This is a genomic window from Rhizobium sp. 18055, assembly GCF_902706285.1.
Taxonomy (GTDB): Bacteria; Pseudomonadota; Alphaproteobacteria; order Rhizobiales; family Rhizobiaceae; genus Rhizobium.
Map to the genome: position 1 here is coordinate 1 of NZ_CACSKD010000013.1, position 19,135 is coordinate 19,135.

Annotated in this window: 17 protein-coding genes; 5 read left to right on the top strand and 12 right to left on the bottom strand. The window is 56.1% G+C overall.

Features of this window, described 5'->3' with window-relative positions:
- Window positions 1-63: 63 nt before the first annotated feature.
- From GVL52_RS20160 to GVL52_RS20185, 6 genes are read right to left on the bottom strand one after another with little or no spacing between them, the layout of a single operon-like run.
- Window positions 64-1,701, bottom strand: a complete 1,638-nt coding sequence (locus GVL52_RS20160) for an AAA family ATPase (protein WP_160010454.1) — start codon at window positions 1,699-1,701, stop codon at window positions 64-66.
- Window positions 1,698-2,081, bottom strand: coding sequence for a hypothetical protein (locus tag GVL52_RS20165; RefSeq protein ID WP_160010456.1), 384 nt, complete (start codon window positions 2,079-2,081; stop codon window positions 1,698-1,700). The genes GVL52_RS20160 and GVL52_RS20165 overlap by 4 nt, the downstream gene beginning before the upstream one ends.
- Complete coding sequence (locus GVL52_RS20170; protein WP_160010457.1) at window positions 2,081-2,512, bottom strand: hypothetical protein; 432 nt, start codon at window positions 2,510-2,512, stop codon at window positions 2,081-2,083. Before GVL52_RS20170 ends, GVL52_RS20165 begins: the two co-directional genes overlap by 1 nt.
- 2 nt (window positions 2,513-2,514) lie before the next feature.
- Window positions 2,515-4,641, bottom strand: coding sequence for a hypothetical protein (locus GVL52_RS20175; RefSeq protein WP_160010459.1), 2,127 nt, complete (start codon window positions 4,639-4,641; stop codon window positions 2,515-2,517).
- Window positions 4,622-6,157 carry a site-specific integrase gene (locus GVL52_RS20180; protein WP_160010461.1) on the bottom strand — a complete coding sequence of 512 codons (1,536 nt, stop codon included), beginning with the start codon at window positions 6,155-6,157 and terminating at the stop codon, window positions 4,622-4,624. The genes GVL52_RS20175 and GVL52_RS20180 overlap by 20 nt, the downstream gene beginning before the upstream one ends.
- Window positions 6,154-7,431, bottom strand: coding sequence for a site-specific integrase (locus GVL52_RS20185; protein ID WP_160010463.1), 1,278 nt, complete (start codon window positions 7,429-7,431; stop codon window positions 6,154-6,156). Before GVL52_RS20185 ends, GVL52_RS20180 begins: the two co-directional genes overlap by 4 nt.
- Window positions 7,432-7,634: 203 nt before the next feature.
- On the opposite strand from GVL52_RS20185, the gene GVL52_RS20190 reads away from it, so the two are divergent.
- The 4 genes from GVL52_RS20190 to GVL52_RS20205 all read left to right on the top strand — a co-directional run bounded on the left by GVL52_RS20190 (window position 7,635) and on the right by GVL52_RS20205 (window position 12,874).
- Window positions 7,635-9,044, top strand: coding sequence for a transposase (locus GVL52_RS20190; protein ID WP_160010465.1), 1,410 nt, complete (start codon window positions 7,635-7,637; stop codon window positions 9,042-9,044).
- 394 nt (window positions 9,045-9,438) lie between these two features.
- Complete coding sequence (locus GVL52_RS20195) at window positions 9,439-10,533, top strand: ABC-three component system protein (protein WP_160010467.1); 1,095 nt, start codon at window positions 9,439-9,441, stop codon at window positions 10,531-10,533.
- Window positions 10,530-11,021 carry an ABC-three component system middle component 2 gene (locus GVL52_RS20200; protein ID WP_160010469.1) on the top strand — a complete coding sequence of 164 codons (492 nt, stop codon included), beginning with the start codon at window positions 10,530-10,532 and terminating at the stop codon, window positions 11,019-11,021. The genes GVL52_RS20195 and GVL52_RS20200 overlap by 4 nt, the downstream gene beginning before the upstream one ends.
- The gene (locus tag GVL52_RS20205; protein WP_160010471.1) at window positions 11,018-12,874 is read left to right on the top strand and encodes an ATP-binding protein; all 1,857 of its coding nucleotides are present in this window, start codon (window positions 11,018-11,020) and stop codon (window positions 12,872-12,874) included. The genes GVL52_RS20200 and GVL52_RS20205 overlap by 4 nt, the downstream gene beginning before the upstream one ends.
- A 61-nt stretch (window positions 12,875-12,935) precedes the next feature.
- Here the strand turns inward: GVL52_RS20205 and GVL52_RS20210 are convergent, their stop codons facing one another.
- The 5 genes from GVL52_RS20210 to GVL52_RS31270 form a co-directional block, all read right to left on the bottom strand.
- Window positions 12,936-13,643, bottom strand: a complete 708-nt coding sequence (locus GVL52_RS20210) for a hypothetical protein (protein ID WP_160010473.1) — start codon at window positions 13,641-13,643, stop codon at window positions 12,936-12,938.
- A 179-nt stretch (window positions 13,644-13,822) separates the two neighbouring features.
- Window positions 13,823-14,194, bottom strand: coding sequence for an AAA family ATPase (locus GVL52_RS31335; RefSeq protein WP_160010475.1), 372 nt, complete (start codon window positions 14,192-14,194; stop codon window positions 13,823-13,825).
- Between the two features lie 42 nt (window positions 14,195-14,236).
- Window positions 14,237-16,186: an AAA family ATPase gene (locus GVL52_RS20220; RefSeq protein ID WP_160010477.1), complete on the bottom strand. Its 1,950-nt coding sequence runs from the start codon at window positions 16,184-16,186 to the stop codon at window positions 14,237-14,239.
- The gene (locus GVL52_RS20225; protein ID WP_160010479.1) at window positions 16,164-16,952 is read right to left on the bottom strand and encodes a metallophosphoesterase; all 789 of its coding nucleotides are present in this window, start codon (window positions 16,950-16,952) and stop codon (window positions 16,164-16,166) included. Before GVL52_RS20225 ends, GVL52_RS20220 begins: the two co-directional genes overlap by 23 nt.
- On the bottom strand, window positions 16,949-17,293 hold the full coding sequence (locus GVL52_RS31270; RefSeq protein ID WP_306440367.1) for a DUF6634 family protein: 345 nt from the start codon (window positions 17,291-17,293) through the stop codon (window positions 16,949-16,951). Before GVL52_RS31270 ends, GVL52_RS20225 begins: the two co-directional genes overlap by 4 nt.
- Window positions 17,294-17,602: 309 nt before the next feature.
- On the opposite strand from GVL52_RS31270, the gene GVL52_RS20230 reads away from it, so the two are divergent.
- Window positions 17,603-17,962 carry a hypothetical protein gene (locus GVL52_RS20230; RefSeq protein ID WP_160010481.1) on the top strand — a complete coding sequence of 120 codons (360 nt, stop codon included), beginning with the start codon at window positions 17,603-17,605 and terminating at the stop codon, window positions 17,960-17,962.
- Window positions 17,963-18,512: 550 nt separating this feature from the next.
- On the opposite strand, the gene GVL52_RS20235 is transcribed toward GVL52_RS20230, so the two are convergent.
- Complete coding sequence (locus GVL52_RS20235; protein WP_160010483.1) at window positions 18,513-19,076, bottom strand: single-stranded DNA-binding protein; 564 nt, start codon at window positions 19,074-19,076, stop codon at window positions 18,513-18,515.
- Window positions 19,077-19,135 lie beyond the last annotated feature (59 nt).

The following is a 19,135-nucleotide window of genomic DNA, read 5'->3' on the forward strand; positions in this document are numbered from 1 at the left end:
CCGCCGCCGCCGGCCGCTATCGATAATCTCAAGCCGCTCCATTCCGCACTGTCCCTATTGACGTCAATACGGACAGTCAGTGCCAAATCTCATGATTTCTACAAGACGGCCTTGCCCGGACGGATACCCCGGATCGACTGTTATGATTTTTCCAAGGGAGCCGTTCCAAAGCTGCCGCTCGTAGTCGTTCACTGTCCAAAGACATGGGTCACCGACGGCGAAGCGATCGAAGGCCATTTGCCCCCTGTCGCGGTTGCCCCGATGGAAGTGCAAGTTGATCGCGTCGATGCCGGCTTGACCAGCGTATGAAGGAGCGATCACCTGCACCTCTTGGCACTTCCAATCATGAAGGACGTCCTCAATGCGGTCGATGATGTCCTCCTCGCGGGCCTGTATGAAGCTGCATCCGCCCCCTCGGATATTGTATTCCGGAAGGACGACCGCGCGACCTTCTCGGATACTGAGTGATACCTCAGGAATACCTGTCTCCTCTCGCGCACGCAAAATGCGCGTCAATTCAGTCCGCGGGACCACGTCAGATGACACCAGGCGATGCAACACCAATCCGAATCCGATCGGTGGGAGCTGAGCAACATCTCCTACCATAAGCATCGGGGCGTGCTGCGGTAGATGGAAGAGTATTCGGTACAGTGTCGGCAAATCTATCATGGACGCTTCATCGATGATGACCATGGTGTGCCTTCCAAGCTCCAATTGACCGTGGGAAGCCTTCTTCAGCCAAGATGCCGCAGTCTGAGCGGGCTGTCCTGTAGACTCCATCATGCGTTTCGCCGCCCTGCCGGCGATAGCGATTTGATAGACGGTCAGACCGAAGTGATGGGCGGCGGAGTTGATTGCTCGCAGCGTCGTTGTCTTCCCGACGCCAGCGCCACCTGTCAAAAGCGAGAACGTGTTCATCAGCGCCATTCGGACCGCTTCGCGCTGCTCTGCCGTCAAAATCCGGCAGGTCGGCGAAGTCATCAGGAAAGTGGTGATGTCCTCCGCGGGTATCGCGTCTAGGAAGAGGTCGCGGCCAATGGGGTCGCGATGCAGATGCGCCTCGACACGTTTTTCGATGAACCGCTCCATATACGCGGCCCCGGCCGGTTGAAAGCCGGTCTCAACAGGTATTGCAGCCAGATCGGCGACGGCCATTTCCACGGCGCGCTCGCCGGACTTGATGTCCGTTCTCAAACGCTTGGCGGTTGCCCGAACGAGTTGATCGTGGGCACACCAGGTGTGTTTGCGATCAAGCCGATCATAGAGGATGCTTTCCACAGCGGCGACGAGGCGGCGCGGATCAGTCTCAGAGGTGCCTAGAAGGGTCGCCGCGCTGTCCACCTTGTCCCATGGGCAGACACACAGAAGGCGGTATGGATTCTCCCGTATTTTGGCGATGGCTTGTTCACCCCAGAACTCGACGGCCTTTCGAGCAATCTTCGTGTCGATACCATTTTCGTCGAAGAACACGACGCAATCGGCCAAGGCGAGCTGATTACGCCATGCGTCGATGATGATAGCGGCATGGTTGCGATCCAGCAGAGGTCCGAAACTCTCGGCATCGCCATCTGCAAGCATGGCGTAGAGCGCATGTCCGAACGTGTCCCAAAGACGCCGTGCCGTCGCCCATCCCACACCGACGAATTCGGGTCGTGTCGCAAGGAACTTCACGATATGCCGGCCTTGTGGCAAGGGGATCATGGTATCACCCTCCTCCCGGTCAGTGTCATATGGTCGTACTGGGCCAAACGGCGTCGAAGCTCGTAGTTTTCGCTACGGACGGCTGCAAGCTGCTGCTCCAACTGCGTGATCCTGGCCTTGATCGCCGCGTCTTGCGGAGCCGATTCCATGGCCTCACGTGGCTGAAGGCCGAGTTCGTCAACACCCTCGTTCAGTGCCCTCTCAAAGCGGGCATTCTGAGCGAAGGTTTCGCGGTTGAACCCGCAGGCCGTAGCAACGGCCGTTTTGTTGACTTTGCCGCCGTGCTCGGGAAATCGCAGTTTCGCCCGTCGCAATCGTTCAATATATTCGAGCAGCTTGGCGTAGTTCTGCTCGCTTACGGCTTGGGAGCTCGTCGTCATTACTTCTCGCTCGCACCGCGGTTGATGAGAGGAAGAGGTTGGTTCAATTCGACCTCGGAAACGCCGCGTCGGCGGGAATTGAAAAGCCAGACCGCAAACTGCTGCATGTGCTTGGTATTCTCGCTCTTGCTGACTTCAAGTTCGGCTTTCAGGACCTCAATCCGCGAAAGCGCCGCCGCCATTTCGGCCGTCACGTCTTTTTGCTTCGTCTTTGGCTGAGCGTTTGCCGATTTCCTGCGTTGACGAACCTTGGCATTCTGGAAGGCCACTTTGATTGAGAAATGGCTCTGAAGTGTTTGCCGCGAATAGGTTTGGCGCAATGTCAGCGAGACTTTGTCGACGACGAGTTCCCACGTAATCTTGCCCTCCCAAGAGGCGATCAACCGGACGACCCTCTGGACATTTTCAAAAGTGAGGTTGGGCGTTCCCATTATCAGTCTTCCCCAAGCCCGCGCATGATCTCCAGAAGCTCCCTATCTTCGTCGTCAGAAAGTTCCGCTGCGGGTGGTGCGACTGGTGTCTTGCCATCGAGGGCATCCCTATCTCGAACCGCGAGTGCGATCTCGCTGTCCCCATTCCGCGACGCCAGATTGATGGGTTTGCCCTCTCGGATCGTCAGGTCGTCATGGATAGCTATCATGGCACGCAGTCGGGTTATTGTGCCCATGTGGTGCGTTACCCAGCGATCCGAGCCAGCCACGTCATTCTTCATCGCTTTAAGTGCCGCTGCGAGCTGACGTTCTGCGATCTCCAGATGCTTCTTCGTCTTCGCCCTGTGTTCCGAGTCTCCCTTCTTAAACACGTTTTCGGAGCATCCCGCGCAGTCCCCGTGAAGCATGCAAGGTAGCAGACTGTAATCGTGGGCGCAGTATCCGAAGTCGGTGGCGAGCGCTGAACCAATCTGTGCTTGGTAAAATTCCTGTGGGGTCACCGGGTCGTTAACGCCCTGCTTCCTCCGTGCCTCGAACATCGGACCTTCTCCACCGCCTTCGTCGAGCGCCCTGAGTTCGGCGATGACTTCATGATCGGTCCAATGGATATAGTTTTTGTTCTGGTTGACCGAGTGCCCGCTCCAGAACGCCATGTCGAGTTCGCCCAGACCGTTCCGCTCGGCGACAGTCAGCAACCAGTGTCGGAAGCTATGGGTCGTGATCTCTATCTCCGAGCCATCCTTCTCGACTATCCCCCAACGCTTATAGACACTGGGCTTCGTGTCGTGCCCGGATAACCAGTGTTCGAACTGCCCGACGGTCACGTGGTCGACAACACAGGGATAGGTGCCCTTCTCGCTATGGAGTTGGTTCTTAAAAACAATGATGAGTGTCTCCGAGTAGAGCTGATCGTCGCGCCCGTTGAAGTCTGGAAACCGCTCAGGCAGGTTCTTGAGGACGTGTTCGGCGAATGATCCAACACGAACCTCTTTCATATAGCTCGGGGTTTTTTCATCGGTCCGATATTCGATTCCGGACGATCTAACCCAGTATGCGAGAGCGCCCAGCGTGGACCTGTTCACAAGGCGTCGGAGATCGGAAAGCGTTATCCAACCGCTTGATCTCGCGTATTGAAGATCGGGCGGGAGCCACAGCGTCGAGGGATTCTTTTCGTACCATGCTGCCAAGTCTCGAGCTTGAGCACACATGTCGGTAAGGCGCTTCACCGCCTCCTTGACGACGGTAACGGCTTTCGTCGGAATAGGCTTGACCTGAGGCGGATGTCCCTTGCCAGGCCAGACGCGGATGCCGAGGCCAAGCCGCATTTCCCCGCTGACTTCGTCCTTGAACTCGTCCTCGACTATGCAATCTAGGCGCAACTGCAGGACCTCGTGGGCTCGGATGGGAACCGCAGCACAGATGGCGCTTATTGAGGAGAAGAGCCTGTCGACGAAAGACACAGAATTGGCAAATATCCTTCCCATCCCGATCAAGGCTTCCATGCTTGGTAGCTTCTCGCCCCGCCGCGCCCTTGCCTCCGGACCCAGCGCCTCCAGCTGCTCTTCGGGTTTGCGTAGACCGTGCTTCCAGCGAAACGGCCCATTGTAAAATCCCTTGCGGAGGCAAAGGTCGTGCACTTGCTGGATCGCGCTGCTCAGTTGGTAGTGGCGACCCGGCCCCACGCCTACTGCCGCCAGACTGACGGCTTCGTGGAGGACCGCTACCGAACAGTCTTCAATGCGTGGGGCAAATTTCAAGGCACGGAAACCAGCCTCAATGAATTGAAGCGCACTGAGGCGCTTGTGCAATGTTTCGAAGGTCGACGGCGACGTCGAGTGCTTGTAACGGACATATGCCTTCGCGAAATCGATGAAGTCCCTGTGCAAAGGCGTCCCGGTCACGACCTGCTGGGGCGTGATAACGGCTTCGGAATTGTAGAAAACGATCTGTCGATTGTTTCGGTTGTGACCCTTCGTCTGGAATGAGCCACCAACGGGCCAAATTTCGTCTTCCCACATTTCATCTGCGATCAGTCCGGCGATTTCATGCCGAACCAATTCTATGAAACTACGAACGTTCTCGACGGGCGACGACCCGAAATCCAGAAACTCATTTGCATTGAGTGTCATTTCGACGCCCCTTCTTCGACACCCGCTTCTTGGATGCCAAGCGAGCACTGCAGGCTTGGATAACCTGCGCGACGGCAACAATGGTCCGGTCGCGGATCGCGAAGATTTTCGGAGAACGACCGGCCAAGACCATCCTCTCGCGATCTGCGATGAGGACTTCGAGAAATGCTACATGGGGACCGTCGAGCCACGGCTCGAAATGCCGGCAAGTGTAGCATGCTGTTGGGATGGACTGAGCGCAGAAGCTCATCGCCCCGCAATTCCCCATCGCAGAGTTGGAATCCTCCGGCAGTGAACGATCATAGATGCGGCTTGTGCGATCCCGACCGCGTTCGGACTCGTCTTCCACCAGAACGCCAGCGAATGCCTGAGCAACGACGGCCATATCCATTGCCATGGCCCGGTCAAGACGGCCCGTCATCGCTAGCGTCGCCTCGGTGTAGACTTTGACCTGCTGCGTGTCGCGGTGCCCCGCCAATTCTGCGATCTCGTAGATGTCTTTGCCCGAGTCTGCTGCGCGTTGTAACAGTGTCTTCCGAAAACGATCCGAGTTCGCCCTAATGTTGGTCATACGAGACATCAGCAAGTCGAATTGCTTGGCGATGGAACATGAATCTCGATGATAGGGAAAGCCTGGAATGTCTCCCTCATCCTCACTAAACAACATGGGCGGGTCAACAACGTCGATGGCGTACTCAGCGCGCCTCTGCCGATTGGCTTCGATCAGGCGCGCAATGAGTTCACCGAGCGGCTTTGCGCAGTACCGTAGTTTAAACTGACTTCGATAGGCCGCGCCTCGGCCCTTTGCCATGGGCATTCGAAGGGCATAGAAGCGCACCCCATCGACCTCTTTGACAATTAGATCGCACTCCTTCATCTGAGCGAATTGGATTGCCCGACTTCCATAGGCGAGAAACAGCCAACCCAAGGTATAGTCGTCGAGCGAAATTCGTCCGGCGGCGAACCAGTCATTCAACGTTGCGTGAATCGACTGTAGTTCGACGTCATTAAAGGCCCCCTTTCTCGGGTCCCTCGTCCGTATTGCCGTGCCTTTGACGTTGCCTGGAATTCTGAGGTCGTTCAGATACTCAATCGCGTCTCGGCTGCAAATACCGATTCCGAGGTCTTCCATAGTGTTGAAGAGCACGCGCAATACACCAAGATACCAAGCAGTTTTTTGCGTAAGGCTTTCGCGATACCGAGAAGTCACGAGCAGCGTGACAACGGTACCGGCGTCGGGTGATTGGTGTAATTCGGCAGCGTAGAGGGCCTGGAATCGGGTCCATATATTTGACGAATGCGAGTAGGACTTCCTTTCGAGGAAGAAGATCATGGCCAGCTTCAGGCAATGACGTACCTCGGCAGACAGAGCGGCGATCTTGTCGAAGCGATAGAACCTTGTGCCGGCGAGACTGGGAATACGCCATTCATCAAGTCGGGGATCGAACGCATAACCGTCACGAGTAATCACGGTATCCGGCAAAGGCGGCAACGACTTGCTGAGGAAATGTGTCATTCGTTGTCATCCTTCCGACCGTGCTTGATGTCGAGTTCGCTTTGCATGCCCTTCAGGTATTCGTTTGACTTTCGGGTTGTTGACCGCCGCAGATAAGTCTCCGCAGAGTTTTCACTGCGCCATCCAAATGCCCGCTTTCGGAGTTTGACCTGTTTGGTTTCGGGCACCTGTTTCTTGTCCATGAACTCCGTGAAATTGTCGTTGGCCGTGTGCCGCATGACGTGTGGGGTCAACTGGGCAGGCAGTCCTCCCACCTTCTCGCGCAACTTGGCGAACATCTTGTTGATGGCGCTATGTGTTAGAGGCGCGCCGTTGAAAACGTCGATGATCAGGAAGAGCCTGTCCTTGTCCTTCATGTTGATCTTCGGGCGATGTACGACGATCCATTCGTGAATGATCTCCGCCAAACGGGGACTTAGACCCAAGGTCCGAGCGAGGGTTTTGGCGGCACCTGGCCTTTTGCGAGGGTCATTCTTGTTGTCCGGGCGACGATGAATGGTCACCAGGCCGTCCGAACCCAGCGCACAGTCCGTCGTCAAGATACCGAGGAGTTCGCCGACCCGAATGCCCAAATCCAGCAGCATTTTCACGATGACGTAGTTTCGAAAGCGAACCTTTTTCGTGAACGGATTGTCCTTGCAATCTGGCTCGATGACTTCCCTGAGCCGCTTCTCGTAAGGGTCTTCAAGCCCCTGCGGCGCGCCGTCATCGTCGGACTCGGGTCTTATCAATCCATCCCTATAGGTCATCAGCCTTTTGAGACAATCTTCCCGTACCTTGTCATATCCCCCCCAAGCTTCCTCCTTCAGCCTTAGAGCCGACACGACCTCAGCGCTTGTGAAATCCAGAAACGAATGGATTGCCGTCAGCCGATTGAACTTCTCGTTGAAAGAGGCAGCACGCCGCAGCCGTTTGGACGAAATGCGGGCAACCTTGGCTCGCGCGAGCGCGAGATCGGTGACAAGCTCCCTGACGAACCATCCGCAAACACTGTCGATGTCCATTATCTCGGTGAGCGAAAAGAAGCGCCCGGTGCTTATTCGCTCAGATATGTCGACCTTTCGAAGGTCGGCCCACAAAAACAGGAACATCAAGGCACGCAGGTCGTTCTCCAGCGTCTTGCTCTGGAGGCCGCCCGAGCGGCGGCACCCGATTATCCAGAATGCCGCGGACTGTATCGGCATGCGCGATGCCGAACTCATTAAGAACGGCATTCGCTCGCCATCGTCGAATTTCTCAAGGCGTATATAGTAAGGGTTTTTTGCTTCAATCATCGCTTGCTCCCCGCAACAATTTCGCGAAGCAAACCAAGCAAACGGAATTTCGTCAAACCTAAATGTATTTTAAAACAATGGCTTACCTACGCTCATGGTCACTTCTCGGTGCTGCGACTGCGGTTGACATTGCTTGCGACCCAAATGATAACGGACAGCCTTATCCATAGGCCGTCAAACGGCGCGCGTTCGCAGACCGCTTAGTGGGGGCGATTATCAGAAAAATCAACGATTTCGATCCCAAGCCATTCGACACAGTTTCTGGGCCATTGGTCATCGATCCGATCGGCGGCGAGGTATCGCCTCAGCCGAATTGGCTCGATCTGGACAACATGTATTGCTGGGAAATTGCGAGGACGAAGAACGAAACCTACCTGTACATACAGTCATGGGAGCCGCAGCAACCAGAGGCAAGGCTCGAATGCGCAGTGGTGAAGAACGGTCAAAGCGATCCGGCATATTTCCAGGACTTCCCGCTACATGGAAGGGAAACGTGGATTCGGTTTAGACGGGCCAAGTTCAAGTGCAAGCATTGCGGCGAGACGTGGCAGGAAAGAACCGACCAGCTTGACCAGCGCCACCGTATGACATCTCGGTTCCGTTCATATGTAGAAGAAAAATCCGTGACGCACAGCTTCCTCGAGGCCGCGCGCATTTGCTCGATTGACCGAAAACGGGTCGAGAGAGTTTTCAAATCCTATGCCGAGCGCCGCCTGCAAAACTATGCCGCCAACCTTCCGACAACGGCCACAGTGCTTAGTATCCATGTCGAAGAAATCATGGGTCGGTCGACGCTTATCGTGGGCGACGTCAAGGCTGGACGGATGTTCGATCTCGTTCAGGTATCCTCACGGGAAGACGTCGCGGCGTACTTCCACAGCCTGGCCAGCAAATCGGTCAAATTCCTGTCCATCAATCCGCTCGGAGAATACGCCTCCGACATGTCGCGTTTCTTCAAGGAAGCAAGGCCTTTGATCGGCCGGATGCCCCTTCTAAAGGTCGCTGACAGGATCATCGACAAGATACGAATTGCGAAAAATGCCAATGCATCCGACTGCGATCATTCGGCGCTATCCAATTTCCACAATACCTTTGTTGGATCGCCAGGAACCGCTTTGTTCCAAAACGAAATAAGGTTCATCAAATCGCTGCATGCACGCCCATTGCTACGCCACGCTCACCTGTTGAGGTTGCAGATTTCGAAACTCTACGATCTCAAAAGCCAGGATGAAGCCGGGCAAGCCCTGGACGCGTTGGTCAATAGCGCGCGGATCGGCGGCGTGGCCTGCGATGAGTTGCGACGTCTATTGACGGACTGGAAACCCGCGATACTGGCCTTTTTCCACGCTGGTCTCGACGTCGCCGACCTTGGGGACTACGACCAATCCGTAGCCGAGATAGTCGCTGGAATGCAACGCATCACTCGGGGGCACAAGTTCGAAACTCTCCGCGCCAAGCTTCTGCTGAGGTACGGAGAAGACGCAAGCATCGCCTTCAACTTGATTTCCGTGCCTCCAGAACTTCACGATGAAATGCTTGAAGCGTTCTACTGCAACGGCGCTCCACTCGAAGAACTGCGTCGCGCGCTGAAAAGTCCCGCCTTCCAACTGTAGCAACGGGAACTGACCATGAAGATTCCCTCAGTGGACCGACAAACGGGTTCTGGAGAGATGCTTCATGTTGGCTAATTGTCCCCATTGCCGCTGATCGGCGGTGGATTGGAAGGGCCCTCGATGGTACGACCGGAAGGGCTTCACCCGGCCTGCTTGTCGATGTTGAACGCATCGTATCCACCGTGGACTTCGCCCGAGGCGTTGGGTTTCGGCGGAGTGGAGTTCGTTCCGTGGCAGATCGGCGCAGTGATTTAGGGATTTGCTGACGCCTTCCGTGCAGGGCCAGAAGCTTGGCCAAGCTTTGTTTTCTAAATTTTGAGTTGTGCTGGAATATCAATTTCCAGTAATAATCCGGGTGAGCCGCCATCCACACAACGTCGACTGGGATTACCAGGTGCTTACGAAAATCGAACCAAAAGCGGCGAGCGCCGTCCCGACGGCTGATCAAGTAACCAACGGGATCAGAATATCTCCGATAAACATCCTGCCGGTCCTGCCGCCGGGTGACTGGGAAGACTTCACCCACGAATGGCTCTGGCACCTCAAGGACGTCGGCGTCTACACTGAGGTTAACAAGTTTTCAGGCTCCGGTGACCTCGGCCTCGACGTGGTGACGTTTACGCATGCCGACGGTTTCGACGCTCCTTGGGACAGCTATCAGTGCAAACGCTACGACCACGCCCTGAGCCCAGGCGACGTTGTCCCGGAAATCGTGAAACTGATCTATCACTCGTTCACGCGAAAGCCGCCTTTCAATCAAGGCCATCAGGTGCCGCGGAAGTATGTCTTTATCTGCCCGCACGGGATCGGGATTTCTGTTGGTCGGCTAATGAAAGACAAAAAAAGCTTCAAAGAAGCGGTGCGCCTGGCGTGGGAAAAGTCCATTCCGAAAGTCGGCAAGGGCATCGTTGCACCATTGTCGGGTGCATTGTTACGCTATTTCGACGACTTCGATTTTTCGATTTTCAGCGGGGTCGCTCCGGTGGACCTGATCGCGGCCCATAGCAAGACTCCGTTTCACCGAATGAGATTTGGAGGCGGATTGCCGCCCCGCCCTCCCGTGGAACCGCCACCGACGGTTCCGGTCGCCGCGGAAAGCGCTTATCTACGAAAACTTCTCGAGGCTTACGGAGATCATCTCGGCAAGGACGTCGGTTCGCTCGCCGGCCTCGGGCCGTCGATGATAAACCACTACGATCGGCAACGGACGTTGTTCTACAGCGCCGAATCATTGCGGGCCTTCGCGCGAGACCCCAACCTTAACGGTACTTTCGCCGCGTTCCAGGACGATATCCGTCTAGGCGTAATTGACACGTGCGAAGATCAACATGACGATGGTTTTGCAAGACTCAAGAAGGTGATCACCCTCGCCGGGACGCTTGCGCTTTCTGGGCACGCCCTTCGATCTGTTGCCACTATCGCGGACCAGCAAGGTGTATGTCATCAACTCGCCAATGACGACCGCCTTGAATGGATCAACAAGCCATGAATGAGCCCTTCAACAGCGCGTTGGAAACAGGAGTGAGGACGCTGACGATACTGGCGGCGTCATTCCCCAGTATGCATGACCTCAGCCGACTTGTGCAGTACGATTACCTTGTCGTGCACTCGGGCGACGCCGACCCAAATGGGCCGTCGAGTCTCCATCCGCCTCTGCCCATGCGGTCCGGCGAACTTCTGGTTCGACGTGGTCTTGTCGAGCGTGGCTTGCATCTGCTCTTGGGTCGAGGCCTTGCCAGACGTGTGTTCAACGAACGCGGAGTTTTCTATCAAGCGGAAGAGGAAGCCGGCGCGTTCCTCAGCAATCTCAGGGAGCGCTACAATCTCGAGCTGCAGGAGCGGGCGGATTGGGTGGCGCAGAAATTCGACGAGCTCGACGATTTTGAACTTGACGAGGTAATCAAGAGTGTATTCTCCGCCGGGACAGCCCAGTTCCTTCCTGTCGAGAATCTTGCGATCGAAGACGATCCCCGATGAAGCACATCCATCTTCGCTATCTCGCCTATTTCAGTCCCAGCAAGAAGCCGGCCGAGATCAGGTTCTCACCGGGGCTAAACGTCATCTGCGGCGCTTCTGAAACGGGGAAGTCGTTCATTGCAGAGAGCATCGACTTCATGCTCGGCCAGGAAAACCTCGATCGGAACCTGAGTGAGCAGGCTGGCTACGACCGAGTTCGTCTTGCTCTTCAATTCTCCGACGCCGCGGTATTGACAGTTGACCGGAGCGTCGAGGGCGGGGACTTTAAGGGCTATGACGAGCTCCTGTTTGAGAACAACCCTTCTGGGGAGCCTCGAAAACTCCGGTGGAAGCACTCGGGGGCGCGAACCGACACGCTTTCCTACGAACTCTTGAACCGGATCGGATTCAAGGACAAAAGGCTCCGGCAGAATTCCAGCGGCAAGACACGGTCACTGAGCTTCAGGGATGTCGCGCGGCTCTGTGTCGCGACCGAGGGTGACATACAAAGAAAGGGCTCCCCCGCCCTCTCGGGTCAGTTTGTGACCGCGACTTCGGAATACGCCGCTTTCAAGCTCATGCTCACAGGCAACGACGACAGCGCTCTTGTTTCCGTTGATGACACCTCGCCGCAGCGTCAGAAAGACGACGCAAAGGTCGAGCTGCTGGAGCAGATGATTTCCGAACTGCAGGCCGAAATAGACGAAGCCGGGCTCGACGAAGCCGAGCTGCAGGATCAAGGTGAAAAGCTTGAAGCATCTCTCGATAGACAGAATGACATCCTCCGGGCCGCCCAGTCCGAGCTCAATCAATTGATCGAGCGGCGTGGCCACGCGGCCTCGACCATCAAGGCGTCTAGAGCGAGGATGACCGAGATTGAGGGATTGGTCGCCAGATTCTCCTTGCTGGAGAAGCATTATCAGAATGACATCGCCCGCCTCCGTTCCATCCACGAGACGGGTTCGCTTTTCGTTGGCCTCTCAGTGCATTCTTGCCCCTTGTGCGGTGCCGAGCCGGGCAACCAACATCAGGATGCCGACTGCGACGGCAACGTGGACGCGATCGTTTCAGCCGCAAGCGCTGAGATAGCGAAGATCGAACGACTGAACCGCGAGCTTCAAGACACGCTCGACACGTTGGACCGGGAGCGACGCGAGATATCGGCAGGGTTGCCATCGTCGTTCAAGCTCTACAATAATCTGGACTCACAACTGTCCGAGATTGCCAGCCCTTCTGTCGGTGCCGAGCGAGTATCGTTCAATGAGCTTGCTTCGAAGCTGGCATCCGTGCGCACGTCGCTGGCAAAGTTCGCGTCGCTTGACCGGCTGAAAAAGCGTATGCAAACGCTTGTCGACGACGGGGGCGAAACGACGGGCTCTCGGCAGGGAACACGCACAATACTGCCGACCTCCATCCAGGACGAATTTGCGAAAGAGGTCCAGCAAATCCTGACGGATTGGGATTATCCCGACGCGTCGAGAGTGTTTTTCGACGAGGCGTCCAAGGACCTCATGATTTCCGGCAAAGGACGAGGCAGCACGGGCAAGGGCCTCCGGGCAATTACCCATGCCGCCTTCACGATTGGGCTAATGCAGTTCTGCAAGGAGCGGGAGCTGCCTCACCCGGGCTTCGTGGTCCTCGATTCACCTCTGCTGGCATACTGGAAGCCGGAGGGCGAGCAGGACGATCTGCGCGGCTCGGCCCTCAAGCAGAATTTCTACGAGTACCTTGTCGGGATGTCGCAAGAGACCCAGGTCATCGTCGTGGAGAACGAGCACCCTCCTGACTTCGTCGAAAAGCGCGCACAGGTAACGGTGTTCACGAAAAACCCCTCTGTGGGACGATACGGCTTTTTTCCCGTTGTGATCCTGTAGCTGTCCCCGGCAGCCCGTCGTGCACGGTGGGCGAACACTTTTCAAAGACCTTGTGAGGAAACTAAGCGCCAAGCTCCGCGAATTCAGCATCGAGCGCCGACTTGGCCACCGCGAAAGCTCCTTCGTCCAACCATTTCGGCGATGCTGCGCGTAAATGCCCCCAGATTTCCGCATCCTCGGTCGTCCTGATCCCATGTAGAATGTTATTCAGAAAGTATTCCTCGCGCCCATTGGCTTGGGTCGCCCAAGCGGTTGCTATCTCAAGGGGTGACGGACGCTTTGTCTCTGGCATGGTGGCGGTCGCCAGTATCACGTCGAATTCAGCCGGCTCGTTTGCTCCATTGGTTGGCCAACCGATGGCCAACATCCCGGCCTTCGTGATCGGCTTAATGGGGATTTGAACCTCCTTCTCGAAGCGCGTCGTCCACTCGGTTGACACCGATCCCACGGCGTCAGCGTCTTGAAAAAGCGCACCAACGGACCCCCAGTCTGCGGCGATTGAGCCGCGGGAGTTCGGGGCTTCAGCGCTCCAAAGCGCTTCCGCTTCGACAATCAACGCGCGGGCGTTCGAAATCTCGGATTTGAACGGCACCAGGAGCCCGATCCCCGGCTCGCCGTCGAGAACCATCGTATAGGTATTGTCGCGGCTCATAGACTTGCGGCCATACCTGAGGGGCACGGTAACCCGAACTTCGTTGTCCATCGACAGTCGGGATGCTCGCCATTTCTCGCGCCTGCCGTCGCGATCCCATTTTAGCGATCCGATCATCAGTACGGCACCTCGCAATTCGGCCTCCTCCAGGTGACATGCAGAATCCAGTGCGGCGAAAACGGCGAAAATTTCGCGGAATGTCTTCGAGCTGGTCGTACTTTAGACCCGGTAGCCCGCTTCCACAATCTGCCTGGGACGCCAGAACTATGTCGATCGACATCGGAAGCTCGGGGTTGTCACGTCGTCGTCGCCGTGCTGCCTCCGCCACCAACTCCAAATCCGCGCCCGTGAGACTTTCTGTCCGAACAGCAATTTCGCCGCGCCTTTCGAGCGGCAGCTCCCAATCTAGATACTTTTGCAGGATAAAGCAGCGCGCCTCCGCGTGGCGGGCTGCTTTCAATGTGGCTGTCAATCCGACCTGCACGAAGAACAGCGGGGTCTATGTCATCGATGTCATTTACCTTGGCGATGACCACGACGCCCTTGCGCCCATTGATCCCATCCATCAGTTCCAGGAGCCCGTTGACTATGCCAATCATGTACTCGCATTGATCGTGCGCGCATTCACGCTGCATCATCCACGTCAGCGCACGGCCGGAAATGCCCATGCCGTGACCGAACTTTAACGCCTCGGCATGCCCGGTCGCGCTTCAACCTTTAATGGTTTGGCTAACACACGGTTTTTGGCCAAGTATCTGCTTTATCTTTAATGCACTCATCGAGCGTGCCTTTATTAGATCGTCCGCGATTACGTGAAGTGCGTGGCGCCGAAGGTCCAAGATTTCTTTCGCTCTTTTGAACTCCTTGTCGAGCAATTCAGACACCGCCATACGAACCCTAAAGTCGCTTGCGCGCAACCTCCCCAGATCGTGGTCTTGAACGACGTCTATCGCCAACGTGCTACCCATTCCGAAGCACGCTTCAACTTTCGTCGCGAGAGCCGTTGCCATCCCCAGGTCAGAGCTTGGATCGCCGGCCCCGGAGTCGGTAAATTGGCCGAACGCCATGGTTTCGGCCGCTAGACCGCCAAGGTACATTGCGATGAGGTCGAGGTAGAACGAACGCGTCTTCATAGGGAAAGCTTGCCTCGTGAACAACGCTCCGCCCAAGGTAAGTACACCCTCGGCCAAGACTTTATCAGCAATGCTGATCCCCTCCAATTCCATCCCGAGTTCAAGGCCGACGATGGCGTGTCCCGCCTCGTGAACCGCCGCTACGCGCATGTGCTCGACCGGCAGGTCAATCAACGGTTTCGCAGCTTCGAGGGCGTGTTCAAATACGAACGGTGTTCCAGAACGGCGGGCTATTCGCCTCCCATCTCGTACCAACTGTTTGAGCCCTGCGCCCGACATTCCGGCGGTGGAACGGGCAAACTGATTTTCGTAGTCTTCGGGCACGGCAAATCCGGCATGGAACTGGAAAATCTGCTGGCGCGTCGTCGAGTCCGGTAGAGGTATGATAAAGTGACGATCAAGCCGACCTGGTCGTAAAATAGCAAGGTCTATGTCCTCCGGATGATTGGTCGCTCCCACGACGACAATCCCGGTACGACGCTCGAAGCCGTCAAGTAGTTCGAGCAACCCGTTAATCACCTGGCGTTTGTAGTCAGCATTCTGGCTGTCGTTGATTGCGCGGCTACCGATTGCATCGAGTTCATCAATGAACAGCAACGCCGTCCCTCGGGATTGCGCGTCTCGGAAACTTTCACGCATCGCCTTTAACAGGTCATTCAGGTATCCGGCCGATTGCCACTGTGCGGCCGAGGCCACCACGATCGGCAAATCACACGTCCTCGCCAAGGCTTCGGCGAATAACGTCTTTCCTGTCCCCGGCGGCCCGGAAATCAGAGCACCGTTATCCACATCGTCCCATCGGATGAGACCAGCTTTAAAGTCGCCAAGATCGCGCGCGAGTTCAAGACCCCATTCTCTCGCCGCACCGAGACCAGCCAGGTCTGCGAGTGTCGGCCCGGTTGCAGCTACGGTCACCGTTGCAACCGATAGCCGTTCGGCCGTTCCTCGAAGGCGGCGGAGTCCTGCCAACACCGGGCGATCTGGTGGAAATGCGTATACAAGCCGCGTCCAAGACTCGGACGCTATCATCTTTTGCTCTAGCTCCGTCAGGACGTGACCGTAGCGCCTGAAAGTTGCAGTGATCTGGTGAGACGTCGGTCTCGGAATGGTGACCACTACGTCCGCAAACAGCCGCAGTTCCTCGTCAACGTCGTTCAAGCTGGTACAGAACAAAATACCTCGACCGTCTTCGGCCGCACGCCGGTAGATATCCAGTTCGGATGGTTTGTCGTTCTTCCTTTGTTTTATCGCCCTAACAAACGGGTCCGAATATCCCCGCCGGTTGCCGAGTTGGCGTAAAAAACGACGCCCGGCATGGACGAAGGTATCGATCGCATCCGACGATGCGATCTCTAAGACCGCAAGCGACGAAGTCTTCGCCGCAACATGATGCCGGAGTGCTGCGACAATACCGCAGTAGGCAAGGTGAACAGGCACCGTGACATCGGATTGATCGGACTTATCATCTGGCTTCCAAAGAGAGCGCGCTTGCTTTCCTGGAGGTTTATTTTTGGGCGAGTGCGGCAAGGTCGATTACCAAGTCTGGAATGAATGTTTTGCGCGATGCCTCCTCGGGATAGCCGAGAGGATTACAGATCACCCGCGTCCTACCTATGAAGTAGTCGCTGGGGGAATGGAGATGTCCATGCACCCACATCAAAGGCTCATATTCGAGGATTCGATACTCGAACCTTGATGCAAATGAGGGTGTCAGCCCGTCTCTTAAAAATGCTCGGGGAACCGACATAAGGCTAGGGGCGTGATGGCTTACGATGACCGTGGGGCAATCGCGGTGTGACCGGTAGGCATTGTCGATATCGACGGACGCCCGCAGATGAAGATGCAAGCTTTCCTGTGGAGTGAACCGCTTGAACGGCGTTTTTGAAAATTTGATGCGGCGGTAATCGTTCAACCCATCTTTGGCGATCGCCATTGCCATCCTTGGATCATCGTGAAGGTCGAAATTGGTCCAGAGTGTGGTACCGACGAAACGGTATCCCTCGAGGACCACAGAGTCGCCATCCAACAGAAACAGGTCATCATAGCTAGCCGCCAGCTTGTAGCCGGCGGCTAGTCCCTCTTTGATGGAACTCCTGTAAAATTCGTGGTTTCCTGGAACGAAAATGACAGGCATGTGTGGAGCTATAAATTTTCCCAGCCACAGAATACTTGCAAGTACACCGCCATCGAGGATGTCACCTGCACAGAGGCAGACATCAGCATCGGGAATTTTGGAGAATTCAAAATTTGGGTCCAACTCCAGATGCAGATCGGAGAAAATCCACGCTCTCATCTTAATGCTGATTCATTCTGGCTCCGCTTGCCGCTATCCATGGGCCGGCCAAGGCGATACCAGCGCGAGAACGTACGCGCATACCCCGCATCCACATCGAGATAAAACAGCTCTGTTGAAAACATGGGCTGGCCGTCGCTTATGTTGGGATGGCCTATAGTTCGGCCAATGAGGCACGGAACCGCTCTACGACCTACGAACCAGTCTGTGATGTGCACCGCAGTAGGTTGCTGCCAGTTAAAGCACCCAATATTGGCAAGATCGTCCGTGAGACCCCGCAACTTCGTTACGATCTCAATTTGGCTTGATCCAAACCACCTTCCCTCCAACGACTCACCCATAACGATCTCCTTTAAATATCCAAAGCAACTGAATCAGTCCATATCATCTATATAACAAGCTTATGGACCAAATAAAGACACCAAATCAAATTTATTGACAGTTCCAGGAGAAACCGGCTTTAGGCCGGTATGGAAGTATTGCTTTCCCCTGATGCCTTGAGGGCCGCCCGAAACCTAGCTGGCTTGAGTCAGCGTAGTCTTGAAGATGCTGCAAAAGTTGCACGCAGCTCGATCGTTGCAGCGGAAAGCCCTAACGCGCCTAGCTCATCCACAATGGTGAAACTTCGAAGCTTCTATGAGACGCGAGGCATGGAGTTTGTCGGCACAGTCGATCTCGCGACTGGCATTCCGTCAGGATTAGGCGTGCGGTGGCGTATGCCGTCGCAAATTCCACCGTCCAACGAACAAGACCAGATCGTTCATACGGAGCCAAGCGGACTTGCCTTCGCAGCGGCGCGAGGTTTATTGAATTTGAAGCAATCCGACATTGTCACTTTGGCAAAAATTTCGGAATACAAAATTCGATCCCTCGAAGCAAAGAGGCCCGTCGATGAACAGAGCCAGAAACTTCTCCGCACATTCTACGAGATAAACGGGATTGAGTTCCTCGGTTGGGGAGATGTGTCGCGGGGGGTATTCTACGGCGTGGGTGTAAGGCGGATTGGATAATCGCTATCTTCACTCAATCCGCTATCCTGACCAGGTAGAATATAGCTGTCCGTTGATCGCTGCCCCTCGCTACGCTCGGGGTGCAAGCCGGAATAGTCGGATATTGACGGCTGTCGCCGACTTTCTTTCTCAAGAAGACGGCGTTGGCCGGCTTGCTTGCAACGTGATGAGCCGCTCGCCCGGCCAAGCCTTACTCGGTTTCACCGAAATGGAATCCGCCTACGGGCGGATGCTTTGTAAGTTGACAGTGATCGCTTGGGGCGATCCCCTTCTCCACTGACGTCTGGAAGTGTCGACGAGGCGGGTTCGATCAGCGATCGGAAGGTGTCGCCGCCTTGAACCGCCGTAACCCCAGGCCCACGGTGCGTGGCTCCGCCCTGCGGGCGACAACCACAACCGGGAAGTGTGGTCCGTTCAAGCTTTACAAAATTAGATCGTTCCGAGCCTAGCAAAAAGCCCGCCTAACCGAGGCGGGCTTTTGTCAAGCTGAAAACATAGTACTATCCGAAAGATAGCATCCCAAACTTTACAAATTCAAAATCGTTCCGACCTAAAACGGGATGTCATCATCCAGATCACGCGAGAAGTTGCCACCGCCGCCGCCGGCACTGGCACCGCCGCCGCCACGACCGGATGACTTCGAAGGCGCGCCGTAATCGTCGCCATAGCCACCGCCGCCGCCGCCGAAGTCGTCGCCACCGCCGGCATTGCCGCCGCGACCACCACCGAAGCCGCCGCCAGCAGATGCACCGCCGCCTTCGCCACGGCCATCAAGCATCGTCAGCGTCGAGCCGAAGCCCTGCAGCACCACTTCCGTCGAATAACGGTCCTGGCCCTGCTGGTCCTGCCACTTGCGGGTCTGCAGCGCGCCTTCGATATAGAGCTTGGCACCCTTCTTGACGTACTGCTCGATGACCTTGCACAGGCCTTCGTTGAAGACCACGACCGTATGCCATTCGGTCTTTTCGCGGCGCTCGCCGGAGGTGCGGTCGCGCCAGGTCTCGGAGGTCGCGATCCGCAGGTTGGCGATCGGCCGGCCATCCTGCGTGCGACGGATTTCGGGGTCGGCACCCACGTTCCCGATCAGAATTACCTTGTTTACGCTGCCAGCCATACTTTTCACCCTACCTGCCGCCCTGCCCGGCGGCGCTTGAAACAATCGGTGCACCTTAA